Genomic DNA, 12,168 nt, shown 5'->3' on the forward strand with positions numbered 1-12,168 from the left:
TCACTATGAATAACCTTCTTCTATTTTCTTTTGTCAATCTATAGTCTCCACCGTCTCTAAGACGATGGAGTCATGATGATATTAGGATTGCGGTTCGGGAGGCGGCGGTGGAGGATTTTTATCTGTATCGGTTTTAGGTTCACCACCAAAAAGGGTACCACGATGACTAGCTGGATTTACCACACTAGGAGTTTTTTCAACTTTCTCCATGTCTTTGCTTAATTGTGAAACATAAATAGCATCATTCTCCGTTGTGTAATTCGCCACATAACCATTTGGTATTTTTTGAGGGACTTTTAGAGCAGAGTTGATACTGGTAGTTCTTAAAAGAAAAGAATCTATAACTCCGCGAGCCTCAAGGTTGGCAAGGTTGAAGAAACAAGGACATAGTGCTCCTCTCTCTATAACAAAAATTAAAGATGACAAATAATTGGTGATTTCTGCTTGTACTGAAGAATGAGTTTGATTTGCATATTTTAAACATAACTTTAAGCCTATCTCGATCGTCTGACTTTTATCATCTGTTCCCTTGAATCCTTTCGGCGGATTATCCATTTTTCCTAAGGCATCAAGAGCACTTTGAAGTGCTGTTATTCTATCTTTAGAATTAGACCACAACGCTATATGAATACTATCCTTCAGAATAGCCATAAGATCTTCATCCTTACAACTATAATTTTCTGAGATTCGGACTTCAGTTTGCTTTGTTAGTTTTTTTTCATCATCAAACTTCAACTCAATTTCTCTTCCTCCCGCGGATATTTTAATATCTGCACATAGAGGGGTATTCTCTCTCCTAGCCATTGAAAGAGGTATTTCTATTCGAATATTTTCAGCACTTTCTTCTACCCACGTCTGCGCTTTCAAGAGCTTATTATCGTCCGTTTGACCACTTGTCTGAGTAAAAAAGTGAGAGGTAACACGCACGCCTGGTCCACAACTCACTGTGAAATCTATTTTTTCTTTAGTAGATGGTGGAGAGTAAGGGCCCAATAAATTTTTTGCGAGACTAAAATAGGCAGCAGCCTCTAATTCAGCTGGTTTAGTGGATGCTATTAGATCTACAACATTAAAAGAGGCAGAAAGGTGTGCTGGAGATGAATCAAACATGTCAATAAGCTGAAGAAAACTACTCTCAGCATTATCAAGAATTAATCCGGACAATGAAACATTTTCCTGGTGAAGAAAATTTCGCAAATCTTTTCTTGCATAAATTTTTAGGTCTTGCCCCCATCTACCATTATTAGGCTCGCCATCCGTTATCATAGCTGCATGCAATTCATTTTTTCCTGGTTGATTCCCCTTCACATTTTTCCAGAACTCCATTAACTTATCTGTAGCCTGGGAAGGGTCCGTACCACCTTCTAATTTCGTCGCTAAAAGGGGTGGAAGAATATCCGTTTCAAAATTACATTCTCTAAGGTTTATTTTGTCCAAAATTATCTGAGTTTCAGTATTCCAACCTATAACTGTTAAATAATAATTTCGGTTCGGATCGCTTAGGTCCTTAAAATTTTTCTTAAGGAACTCCATAAACACTTTAAATTTTTCATACTTGGAAAGCTGCTTCATGCTCCCTGTGGTATCAAGCAAAATAACCAGGTGCTGGTTAATTTTTTCGGCTTCTTTTTTTTCCTCTACAATCTCTTTTTTTGTTTCTAAAAATAATCAGGCGCTTTTTTTATGTTTCTATATTCATTAAAGTCATGTATTTTGGTGATTGTTTCATCGAAATCAATAAATAAAGCCAGTTCATTAACGTCTTCCTTCAGCATTTGTGCTTTTTTTACGCAATCTTGGAATCTGGTTAAGCCATTCGTATTATCGAGGAGAGAGGACAATAATTCTGAGTTTTTGGTTAATATCTCAGAGGTTTTGGGGTCTTCTTTCTTAAATTTCATGATCTGTCTCTTGTTAGCTGTGTGATTTTAATTATACATTGTGATTTTAAAACTACCAACCAAGCCCAGAAAACTTAGGCCATTTATGGAAAAGGAATTCTAGCTACACAGGTTTAGTATTGCGATTAAAGCGCATTAATGTGTAGTTCGCACGCAAAACCGCCTCATCAATTGCTTGTTTTGGAGACAGCATACCTGCAAATATAGCCTCTAGGGCTTCATCATTAATGGCTCTTATTAAATTTTGCGGCCCCACATGTAATCTTGCTGTTGAATCTTGTTGTTTAGCTAAATCAGATTGAGCAAGCTTTAAAATTGGATGCCTACTTTCCGCAGCTAAGGATGCGTAAACCCCAGAGATTCCCAATGGTAAATAACCTGTGTTTTGGTGCCAGTGCTGTTGTACATCAGGTTGAGCAATATAAGAAAAAAACTTAGCAATTCCGCGATACACCCTAGGGGATTGCCCCGCTACAGCCCAAAGAGCGGCTCCTCCGGCAATATTATTATGACGCCGAGAACTTGCTGTAGTATCTAGTGGCAGAGGAGCAACTCCTAATTTGAATTTAACCAATTCAGATAGGCTATTGTAGCTTCCTGATGACTGACTAAATAAAGGGCAACGGCCACTTGTAAACAATACAGTAGCATCGCTTGCGCGACCACCATATTCAAAATAACGTTTTTTTTGCCATTCCTTCAAACGAGTAAGGTGCTTAACAATTGCATTGTTATTATAAGTCACTTTGGAAAGGATTGGATGAGTCATCGACAAGCCATGAATAGCTGAAAAGGACTCAATTTGTATCCATGCTGGATACGCTGTGGTATAGACGCAGGAAAAACCGACCTTCTGTAATTTGTTAGCTAAAGTTTCCATTTCCTGCCAAGTCTTAGGAAATGATTCTTGAGTAAAACCCACCTTTGCCAAAGCATCTACATTGTAATAAATAACAGGCACTGACGTGTTAAAAGGCATGGCCACCAAGTGGCCCTTTTCGCTATAAAAAGAACGTACTGCTGGAAGAAAATTCTCTTTAGGAAGAGTCATTCCCTGCTCTTCCATAACCTCATCCACAGGCTTAATAATACCTTTCGGATAAAGCATTGTTGTGGTGCCCACTTCAAAAATTTGTACGATTGCCGGCGGTTGTTTAGCGCGAAAGGCTGCAGCAAAACTTGTCATTGCTTCAGTATATTCACCTTTATAAACTGGTTTAATTACATATTCATTTTGACTATGATTAAAACCCGTTGCTAATTGCCTGATTTCACTCCCCAAATGACCAGCAAGGGAATACCACATTACAATCTCAACAGGTTTTGCTTGCAAAGTCTGTACAAAAAAGAAAAATAGGAGACTTAACAAATATCTCATGATAAGAGATCAGGATAATCACTAAACACTGCGTCGACCCCCCAATCAAAAAGTTTTTTCGCTAACCGCTTACGATTTACGGTGTAAACCAAAAGTGCATAACCTTGTGCTTTCACTTCCTGCACACGAGCAGCTGTTAGGGCTCGTTTACTGTAGTGAACCGAGTAACATTGTAACTCCTGGGCCTTTTGTAACCAATCTTTATCCCATTCATCCAGCAATAACCCTAGAGGCATTTCAGGAGCAAGGCTGCGACAAAGCGTTAAGGCAGCAAAATCAAAACTTGAAACTAAAGGCAGGGGCTTATTCTGTGGCCAGTAACGATTAATATGTGACAGTACAGCAACAGTGGTTTGCTCAGTAGTGCCCGGATAAGGCTTAATTTCGATATTTGCTTGAGCATTGGAAAACGTCAACCACTCTATTGCTTCACGAAAATGAGGTATTTTTTCTCCGCGATAGTGTCGAGAAAACCAACGGCCAGCATCTAACGATTGTAAATATTCGGCAGTCACTAATCCGACTTCGCCTTGCCCATTGGTTGTTCTTTTCAAACTGTCATCATGAAAAACGAATGGTTCTCCATCAGCACTTACCATCACATCAAATTCAAGATAACGACAACCAAGAGCCAAAGCTTTATCGAATGCTGCCAGCGTATTTTCCGGGGCGTAAGCTGAGGCCCCGCGATGACCAATTATTTTATCAATGGCTTGCAACTGCATTACTACCCTCTACTCGATTGGACGCTAACTCTACCATGGCATTCATAGTCAACTCATTGCTTACTGTCAAAGCTGGCTCTGGCGCTGCTGCACTCATAGCCATCGTATTCATCGTACGCTGATAGATCTTAGGTTGTAGGGGAGCTACTTCTCCTTCATACAATGTTAATGTATTCAAACTATAATTTTGATTGGTGTAAACCTTATTTAATCGAGCTATCTCATCATTGACCTGTTGGTATAAACGCTGGCGCAGCTGCAATTTAATTTGCTGCACCTCTTCAAGACTAGGTTTGAATTCAACACTGTTAATCGTATAAGTCGCGCCAGGCTTACTAACATCTTTGGCATTCTGATAAATATTAGTTAAGCTAGCCTGAGAAACTCTTGCCTCTGCGGAAACGAATAGCTTTTCCAAACCAGAGCTGTCTTGGGAACGATCAAATTGCGTTATATGCCAATCTCCCGAAGCTATTTTCCCCAGCATACTCATAATATCAGCACGGGTTTTTACTAAATCAGCATTTGTTAAAGTCGCATTGACATTTACTGATAGGAGCGCAGTCTGAGTAGTAACCCATTGCCTCGCTGAAATCTGGAACATCACCTTATCAAGCAATATTTTGGGAGGTGGAAGTGCCATTGATAACGTACTAACCATCCCTAATCCAAGTATTGCAGCCAGTTTTTTCATCCTGTATCTCCAGTATTTTTGAAGCTCAGTTTACACCATGCCAGTAATGCTTCCAATTCGTTTAAACCAGATTCTTAAGGATTTGCATTTTTTGTATTAGCTCTACCTAAAATTTTTACAAAGAAGAAATTAGCCTCTAAAAAAAGATCATCAAAAACACAATTTCCACAAATAATAGACAAAAAAGATATAGACTATAAGTGAGGGTTATTATCGCCATTGATTTAGTTGTTGAATGAGTCTATAACATGTGCACGAGAATTTCTTGGAGCTTTACAGATGATGTCTGTTGATACAATAAAAAAAAATGAAACCAGTACAATAATTCAAGAAGATTTTCTTGACTATGCTCTTTCTCACGGCTTTGGAGATCTGCACTTTAAAGTAGACAATGAAACAGGGATGAAGGCAATTGTCGCTATTCATAGTACTAAGCTTGGTCCCGCTTTAGGTGGATGCCGTTTCATTGAATACCCGAATACTGTAAGTGCGATTAATGATGCTATGCGTCTTGCAAGAGGAATGAGCTATAAAGCTGCTTCCGTTAATCTACCTCTAGGTGGTGGAAAAGCAGTTATTATTAAACCAACCAAGCCTTATGACCGGGAAGCTTACCTTCACGCTTTTGGGCGCTTTGTTAATGATTTAGGCGGCCGATACATTACTGCCTTAGATAGTGGTACACAGTTAAGTGATATGGACATTATTGCTCAACACACTCCTTATGTGGCCAGTTTATCTAGTCATAATGGTGACCCATCACCTTATACTGCAAAAGGAGTACTAAGAGGTATCCAAGCCGCAGTCGAATTTAAATTAGGTAAAGACAAGCTTGCAGGTCTACATGTTGCCATTCAAGGCTTGGGGCATGTAGGTTACTTATTAGCAGAACATTTACATGCTTTAGGGGCACGATTAACTGTTGCAGATGTGAATCCTATGGCTGTTGAGCGTGCAGTCGAAAAATTTGGCGCGACTTCTGTTTCAACTGACATCATTCATAAAATTCCCTGTGATGTATTTGCACCTTGTGCTTTGGGTGCGGTTATCAATGACATAAGCATTAATCAACTACAAACTCCGATTGTTGCAGGAGCTGCTAATAATCAATTGGCGCATACTTATCATGGTACAATGCTACATGAAAAAGGAATACTTTATGCGGCAGATTATGTCATCAATGCCGGCGGCTTGATTTTTGCTGCAAGTAAATATTTTAATACTCCCGAAGCGCAAGTGAACCAACAAATCGATGGTATTGGTACTTCGATGTTAGAGATTTTTACTCGTTCGCAGAAAGAAAATCGTCCAGCAAGTGAGATTGCCGATACTCTGGCTCAAGAGAAATTGGCTTAAATAGTTTAGGCAAATAACCTTTGGATTGTCCCAAAGGTTATTTGAGGAATAGGTGAGATGGATGAAACAGCATTTAAATCTGACGCCAGCATTATATGAATACATGTTGGATATTTCTTTACGTGAAGACCCTATTTTGAAAGCCTTGCGTGAACAAACTTCCAAATTGCCCCTTGGCAATATGCAAGTCGCTCCTGAACAAGCACAATTTATGCAATTTCTAATTCGCATGCTTAATGCAAAAAAGATACTTGAGCTTGGAACTTTTACAGGATATAGCGCTTTGGCAATGGCGTTAGCCTTACCTGATGATGGACAGTTAATTACCTGTGACATCAATGCGGAATGGACTTCACAAGCACATCCATTCTGGCGTGAAGCCAAGCAAGAAAAAAAGATCCAATTACGTCTCGGCCCCGCACTAACCTCTCTTCAGGATTTAATTATGGAAGGACACATCAATAGTTTTGATTTTATTTTTATTGATGCTGATAAAACCAATTATTTAAATTATTATGAATTTGCCTTGCAACTAATCAAACCTCAAGGGGTTATCGCCGTTGATAACATTTTTTGGGATGGGAACGTCATTAATGAGCAAGACACAAGTGGTCAGACACGGGAAATTCGACGTTTAAATGAAGTCCTAAAACAAGATAATCGCGTTGATGTAAGCTTATTAGCAATTGCCGATGGACTTTTTTTAATCAGACCTCATGCTTAATTACTAAGCGATCGAGTGGATTATTACAGACTAACAAGGGAGTTACATATGCATGAAAACACTACAAACCATCCAAATGGCAATCCTTGTGGGTTGGATGGCTTTGCATTTCTAGAATTCTCAGGCCCTAACAAATCCCTATTGCATCAACAATTTTCTGATATGGGCTTTCAGCTAGTAGCGACCCATAAAGATCAAGATATTGCGCTTTATCAACAAGGTGCTATTCAATTTATTGTCAATGCAGCCGCTAATTGTCAAGCAGAGGAGCATGCAAAAGTTCACGGAGCTGGCGCTTGTGCCATGGGTTTTCGAGTAAAAGATGCTCAACAAGCTTATGACTATGCTCTTAAACATGGAGCAGTGGCTTTTGAAGATAGTAAACATGCTAACCATGGCTTACTTGCTATTCAAGCGATAGGAGGCAGTGTCATTTATTTTGTCGATGATAATCTCCATCCTTTTGCAAGCCATTGGGAACGTATAGAACCAATTGCCCGCGAAAATTGTAGCTTAACTTTTATTGATCACCTCACCCATAACGTCTATCGTGGCAACATGGATAAATGGGCTAAGTTCTATGAATCCATCTTTAATTTCCATGAAATTCGATTTTTCAATATAAAAGGCCAAATGACTGGTTTAATTAGTCGTGCCCTATCCAGTCCTTGCGGAAAAATCAAAATTCCTTTAAATGAATCAAAAGATGATGTGTCACAAATTGAAGAGTTTTTGCATGAATACCACGGCGAAGGAATTCAACATATCGCCCTTAATTCTGAGAATATCTATCATACGGTACACACTTTAAGAAAACATGGTGTTAAATTCCTTGATGTGCCAGATACTTATTATGAAATGATTGATAAGCGTGTTCCTTGGCATAAAGAACCGTTGGCAAAATTACAGCAAGAACGCATTCTAATTGATGGAGAACATGATCCAAGCTCAGGATTACTACTACAGATTTTTACTGAAAATGTGTTCGGTCCAGTATTCTTTGAAATCATCCAACGCCGCGGTAACCAAGGGTTTGGAGAAGGTAATTTCCAGGCTTTATTTGAAGCAATTGAGCGCGATCAGATTAGACGTGGTACTTTACAGGAAGCTCATTAATTCTCAGTGGGTATTGACGGTTACCCACTAGTCATGCAGATAGCGAAGAGACTCTCATTGCTGTACAAATTGTCCTTCGCTATGAGAACAGAGGACGACACGTCAAAAAACTAACGATTAACTTCCCAATTAAATTCTACTAAGAGAAAAAGCATGAAACTTGCGAGCATGAAATCGGCAGCTAGCCGGGATGGTGAACTCTGTGTGGTCAATCAAGGATTAACCACCGCGACTAAAGTACCTTACATTGCGAAAACTCTACAAGATGCACTTGATCACTGGAGTGAGGTTGAAGATAAATTGAAGGAGGTTTATTTGTCTCTTAATGAAGGGCAAGTAAAAGAGAGTTTTCCTTTCGAGCCTGAAAAATTTACCTCTCCCCTCCCCCGAGCCTATCAATGGGCAGATGGCAGTGCTTATGTAAATCATGTGGAATTAGTTCGCAAAGCTCGCGGTGCTGAGATGCCTGCAGATTTTTGGACTGACCCTTTAATGTATCAAGGTGGATCTGATAACTTTTTAGGTCCCAGAGAACCCATTTTAGTAGCAGATGAAGTCTATGGTGTTGATTTCGAAGCTGAAGTTGCAGTGATTACGGATGATGTACCTATGGCTGTTAGTAGCAAACAAGCAGCTCAACATATTAAACTCATTTTGCTAGTTAATGATGTTTCTCTACGAAATTTAATTCCTGCAGAAATTGCAAAAGGCTTTGGTTTTTTCCAGTCCAAACCAGCAAGTAGTTTTTCGCCTGTCGCTATCACACCAGATGAGTTGGGCTCACATTGGGATGGCGGACGAGTTCATTTACCTTTATTAAGTTCTCTGAATGGCAAACTTTTTGGCGAACCCAATGCAGGAATAGACATGACTTTTTCTTTTACTGAGTTAATTGCCCATGCTGCAAAAACAAGATTTTTAGCGGCAGGGACAATTATAGGATCAGGCACTGTTTCTAACCTTGATCGCAGTAAAGGTTCCTCTTGTATTGCAGAAAGACGCATGCTAGAAATTCTTGCCGATGGGAAGCCCAAAACAGCCTATATGACTTATGGGGACACGATTCGCATTGAAATGCTTTCTCCTCAAGGACAATCGTTATTTGGTGCTATAGAACAAACCGTAACTCACTATGAAGGTGTCAAGTGAAACTTTATGACTATTACCGTTCGACTGCATCTTACCGCGTCCGCCTAGCTCTTAATATTAAACATATTAGCTATGAAAAACTCGCTGTGCAATTAGTAGGGCATAGCGGCGAACAGCATCGTCCTGAATACCTGCAGCTTAATCCTCAAGGATTAGTTCCTACACTTGATGAAAATGGTCATATCCTCACGCAATCCTTAGCAATTATTGAGTATTTGGAAGAGATAAGCCCTACCCCACCCTTATTACCTGCAAATCCTCTAGGACGAGCTCAGGTAAGAAGTATGGCATTAACTATTGCATGCGACATGCATCCTTTGAATAATTTGCGAGTTCTAACCCGTTTACGAGATCAATTTCAGGCCACTGAAGAACAAGTTATGGATTGGTACCACCATTGGCTAAAACTTGGATTTGATGCTTTGGAAAAGAAATTACAATCATTACCGCATAAAACTCAATTATGCTACGGCAATGAAGTCACCATGGCAGATGTTTGCCTAATTCCGCAAGTATTTAATGCAAATCGCTTTGGCTTTTCTATGGCTAATTATCCCATTATTAGTGAAATCAATGCGCATTGCCTAACGCTTGCTCCTTTTAAAGATGCAGCCCCTCAAAATAATTAAATTTTTTTAATCGAGCTATCTGTTGTCCAGTTGTGGACACAGATAACTTTAAAAATGGACAATAATATCTTCGTTATATTAAAAATTGTGCGTTTCGGGTCATACTATTTATTTACTCGCCTCATATGCTCGCTGCAAAAGTGCAATATCAAATTTCTTCATCTGAAGAAACGCTTTAGTCACATGTGCGATTTGCTCAGCTGTGCCTTCGGTCATCATCTCGCCCATCACGGTTGGCCAGACTTGCCATGAAAGACCGTACTTATCTTTAAGCCATCCACACTGCTCAGCCTCGGGTTCTGCAGAAAGTTTATCCCAATAATAGTCTATTTGCTCTTGCGTTTCACAAGGGATTAAAAGAGATATGGCTTCGTTAAAAGCAAACTTGTGCTCCTGGGCACTATCCATAGCAGCAAACCACTGACCGTTAAGCGTAAAATCGCAAAACATGATGTTTCCTTCCTTATCTGGCTCCTGGTCGCTACCATAGCTAGCCATGGTCCCTAGCCTTGAGTTTTTGAACACCGACATATAGAAATTGATCGCTTCTTCCGCACGCCCTACAACAGCCCCAACAAACATCAACGACGGAATGATTGCAGGTCTTTCTTCACCGTTAGGATTTGAAAGAATCAGTTGCCATGAAAGTCCATATTTGTCCTGTATCCATCCATAATGTTCGCTGAAAGGGTACCTATTTAAAGGCATGAGCGCCGTACCTCCTCGAGAGAGTTTTTCCCATAGCTCATCGAGATTTTTCATAGCATTCTCATCTCTCGACGGGTCGAAATTCACAATAAAGGATATAGATGGATTGAATTTAAACAAAGGACCTGCATTGATGGCCATAAAAGGATACCCCAAGAGCTCAAGAGTAACGATATCGCAATCTCCAGTCGGAGTCGGAACCTCATGAATAGTTGCTATATTCACGATCTTGGAGTTCGAGAAAATAGAGGTATAAAAATTGGCAGCTTCTTTGGCTTCTTTATCAAACCATAAGTGTGGAGTAATTTTTTGCATAGTTTGTTCTCTCGTTCTAGACACTATTTTTGATGCGCCAAATCAAGAGGGCAATTTAACATCCAATGAAAACCATATTTATCGACCAGCATCCCAAAATAAGCGCCCCAGAAAGTATCAGCAAGCGGCATGGTAACTTTGCCATCAGCACTGAGTGCTTTGAATAATTCTTCAGCTTGCTGTTTGGTTGAGCAATTGATATTGAGTGATAAATTATCCCCAATTTTAGGTTTATCCATAGGATTGTCCGAAGCCATTAAAACAAAATCACCGTGAGTCAAACAAGCATGCATGATTTGATTAGGAGCCAATTTCATATTACCTGGGCATGCATCTTCGGGTGCTTCAGCATTAGTCATGATTTCCAACTTGCCTCCAAAGCAGGCTTGATAAAAATTCATAGCTTCTTGGCAATTGCCATTAAACAATAGATAAGGTGTCAGTGCTTTCATTGATATTCCTCCTGTTAAATATCAACTACCATATTAAATCCACCATAAATCAAGCGCTTACCATCAAAAGGCATGGGGTTGGTACTTGGATGTAAGCGAGGATCTTCCATAGCTTTTTTCATCCCTTGATCGCGAATTTCCTTAGAGGGCCAAAGAATCCATGAAAAAACAACTATTTCATCGTCTTGGCACTTAACTGCCATGGGAAAAGAAGTAAGTTTACCTTCAGGAACCTCATCTCCCCAACACTCAACTAATTGTAAAGCACCATACTCTTTAAATACCCGGCCAGCTTTCGTTGCATGTTCAATATATTGAGCCTTGTTAGTTTTTGGTACCGCAACGACAAATCCATCAACATAATTCATAAAAATCTCCATTTAATTTATGAAATACAACATTTATTAATTGACATATCGAATGCCAATAGTTTTTGTTGATCAAACCGATTATCAAATAGGCAAATAGGAACGAGTTGCTCTGCTAAACTAAAGCACAATAATTAAAGCTTTTTGATGCTTCTGTTCTTGGGTAAAATAATAAAAAATTTTCAATATCATATTTGCCGCATTCTAATAAAATTTTAATATTTTCATCCATCGGTATCTGCAAATATTTATCTGCGAAATTAAAAAAATCTTGCATTTTTTCTATTCTTTCGTTAATGCTAGCTCCATTCAACACTCCCTTAATTGTGCACAAAATTCGTATACCATTATACTCATGTGCATCTTGCCCCATGTTGACAAGGTCTTTTATTACAGCGTCGTAACACTTTTTAATAAGGCCACAAAATAAAATATGAATATTTCTTATTTCTTCTTTAAAGGAGTCAACAGTATCATGCTCAATTACATGAGGAGCCCCGCTTCCCATACGGCTGCAAGTGCCAATTTCATATTCTGTTTGTATAGTAATTTTTGTTTTTAGGAAGAACATTTCAACTTCTATCCATTCTACTTAAGATTGTTACAAAAAGGGCAATGGTATATACCTAGGGTAAATATTTCTAAAATTGCGA

Annotated in this window: 14 protein-coding genes; 5 read left to right on the plus strand and 9 right to left on the minus strand. The window is 39.2% G+C overall.

Annotated features, from left to right (window positions below; all coding sequences use genetic code 11):
- Window positions 1-81: 81 nt before the first annotated feature.
- The 5 genes from Lbru_RS10045 to Lbru_RS10065 form a co-directional block, all read right to left on the minus strand.
- A complete protein-coding gene (locus tag Lbru_RS10045; protein ID WP_058442000.1) occupies window positions 82-1,572 on the minus strand; it encodes a vWA domain-containing protein in 1,491 nt (496 codons plus the stop codon).
- A gap of 86 nt (window positions 1,573-1,658) precedes the next feature.
- Entirely contained in the window at window positions 1,659-1,901 is a 243-nt protein-coding gene (locus Lbru_RS10050) for a hypothetical protein (RefSeq protein ID WP_058442001.1), read from the minus strand.
- Between the two features lie 103 nt (window positions 1,902-2,004).
- Complete coding sequence (locus tag Lbru_RS10055) at window positions 2,005-3,279, minus strand: extracellular solute-binding protein (protein WP_131793487.1); 1,275 nt, start codon at window positions 3,277-3,279, stop codon at window positions 2,005-2,007.
- Window positions 3,276-4,004: a glycerophosphodiester phosphodiesterase gene (ugpQ, locus tag Lbru_RS10060; RefSeq protein ID WP_058442003.1), complete on the minus strand. Its 729-nt coding sequence runs from the start codon at window positions 4,002-4,004 to the stop codon at window positions 3,276-3,278. The genes Lbru_RS10055 and ugpQ overlap by 4 nt, the downstream gene beginning before the upstream one ends.
- Complete coding sequence (locus tag Lbru_RS10065; protein ID WP_058442004.1) at window positions 3,985-4,698, minus strand: hypothetical protein; 714 nt, start codon at window positions 4,696-4,698, stop codon at window positions 3,985-3,987. The genes ugpQ and Lbru_RS10065 overlap by 20 nt, the downstream gene beginning before the upstream one ends.
- A 279-nt stretch (window positions 4,699-4,977) precedes the next feature.
- Between Lbru_RS10065 and Lbru_RS10070 the strand changes: the two genes are divergently transcribed.
- The 5 genes from Lbru_RS10070 to maiA all read left to right on the plus strand — a co-directional run bounded on the left by Lbru_RS10070 (window position 4,978) and on the right by maiA (window position 9,672).
- Entirely contained in the window at window positions 4,978-6,054 is a 1,077-nt protein-coding gene (locus tag Lbru_RS10070; protein ID WP_058442005.1) for a Leu/Phe/Val dehydrogenase, read from the plus strand.
- A 61-nt stretch (window positions 6,055-6,115) separates the two neighbouring features.
- A complete protein-coding gene (locus Lbru_RS10075) occupies window positions 6,116-6,778 on the plus strand; it encodes a class I SAM-dependent methyltransferase (RefSeq protein WP_058442006.1) in 663 nt (220 codons plus the stop codon).
- A 48-nt stretch (window positions 6,779-6,826) separates the two neighbouring features.
- Window positions 6,827-7,894 (plus strand): 4-hydroxyphenylpyruvate dioxygenase, encoded by a 1,068-nt coding sequence (gene hppD / locus Lbru_RS10080; protein ID WP_058442007.1) that lies wholly within the window; start codon window positions 6,827-6,829, stop codon window positions 7,892-7,894.
- A gap of 153 nt (window positions 7,895-8,047) precedes the next feature.
- Window positions 8,048-9,043, plus strand: a complete 996-nt coding sequence (locus Lbru_RS10085) for a fumarylacetoacetate hydrolase family protein (protein ID WP_058442008.1) — start codon at window positions 8,048-8,050, stop codon at window positions 9,041-9,043.
- Window positions 9,040-9,672: a maleylacetoacetate isomerase gene (gene maiA, locus Lbru_RS10090; RefSeq protein WP_058442009.1), complete on the plus strand. Its 633-nt coding sequence runs from the start codon at window positions 9,040-9,042 to the stop codon at window positions 9,670-9,672. Before Lbru_RS10085 ends, maiA begins: the two co-directional genes overlap by 4 nt.
- A gap of 108 nt (window positions 9,673-9,780) precedes the next feature.
- Here the strand turns inward: maiA and Lbru_RS10095 are convergent, their stop codons facing one another.
- The 4 genes from Lbru_RS10095 to Lbru_RS10110 form a co-directional block, all read right to left on the minus strand.
- A complete protein-coding gene (locus tag Lbru_RS10095) occupies window positions 9,781-10,695 on the minus strand; it encodes a VOC family protein (RefSeq protein ID WP_058442010.1) in 915 nt (304 codons plus the stop codon).
- Window positions 10,696-10,718: 23 nt separating this feature from the next.
- On the minus strand, window positions 10,719-11,147 hold the full coding sequence (locus Lbru_RS10100) for a VOC family protein (RefSeq protein WP_058442011.1): 429 nt from the start codon (window positions 11,145-11,147) through the stop codon (window positions 10,719-10,721).
- 14 nt (window positions 11,148-11,161) lie between these two features.
- On the minus strand, window positions 11,162-11,515 hold the full coding sequence (locus tag Lbru_RS10105) for a DUF1428 domain-containing protein (protein ID WP_058442012.1): 354 nt from the start codon (window positions 11,513-11,515) through the stop codon (window positions 11,162-11,164).
- A gap of 115 nt (window positions 11,516-11,630) precedes the next feature.
- A complete protein-coding gene (locus Lbru_RS10110) occupies window positions 11,631-12,086 on the minus strand; it encodes a hypothetical protein (RefSeq protein WP_058442013.1) in 456 nt (151 codons plus the stop codon).
- Window positions 12,087-12,168: the final 82 nt, after the last annotated feature.

The sequence above is a fragment of the Legionella brunensis genome (genome assembly GCF_001467025.1).
GTDB classification, from domain to species: domain Bacteria; phylum Pseudomonadota; class Gammaproteobacteria; order Legionellales; family Legionellaceae; genus Tatlockia; species Tatlockia brunensis.

Bases quoted from the DNA above. Each gene is read 5' to 3' on its own strand.
- Lbru_RS10045 (WP_058442000.1), bottom strand. From the start codon at position 1,572: ATGAAGCAGCTTTCCAAGTATGAAAAATTTAAAGTGTTTATGGAGTTC.
- Lbru_RS10050 (WP_058442001.1), bottom strand. From the start codon at position 1,901: ATGAAATTTAAGAAAGAAGACCCCAAAACCTCTGAGATATTAACCAAA.
- Lbru_RS10055 (WP_131793487.1), bottom strand. From the start codon at position 3,279: ATGAGATATTTGTTAAGTCTCCTATTTTTCTTTTTTGTACAGACTTTG.
- ugpQ (WP_058442003.1), bottom strand. From the start codon at position 4,004: ATGCAGTTGCAAGCCATTGATAAAATAATTGGTCATCGCGGGGCCTCA.
- Lbru_RS10065 (WP_058442004.1), bottom strand. From the start codon at position 4,698: ATGAAAAAACTGGCTGCAATACTTGGATTAGGGATGGTTAGTACGTTA.
- Lbru_RS10070 (WP_058442005.1), top strand. From the start codon at position 4,978: ATGATGTCTGTTGATACAATAAAAAAAAATGAAACCAGTACAATAATT.
- Lbru_RS10075 (WP_058442006.1), top strand. From the start codon at position 6,116: ATGAAACAGCATTTAAATCTGACGCCAGCATTATATGAATACATGTTG.
- hppD (WP_058442007.1), top strand. From the start codon at position 6,827: ATGCATGAAAACACTACAAACCATCCAAATGGCAATCCTTGTGGGTTG.
- Lbru_RS10085 (WP_058442008.1), top strand. From the start codon at position 8,048: ATGAAACTTGCGAGCATGAAATCGGCAGCTAGCCGGGATGGTGAACTC.
- Lbru_RS10095 (WP_058442010.1), bottom strand. From the start codon at position 10,695: ATGCAAAAAATTACTCCACACTTATGGTTTGATAAAGAAGCCAAAGAA.
- Lbru_RS10100 (WP_058442011.1), bottom strand. From the start codon at position 11,147: ATGAAAGCACTGACACCTTATCTATTGTTTAATGGCAATTGCCAAGAA.
- Lbru_RS10105 (WP_058442012.1), bottom strand. From the start codon at position 11,515: ATGAATTATGTTGATGGATTTGTCGTTGCGGTACCAAAAACTAACAAG.
- Lbru_RS10110 (WP_058442013.1), bottom strand. From the start codon at position 12,086: ATGTTCTTCCTAAAAACAAAAATTACTATACAAACAGAATATGAAATT.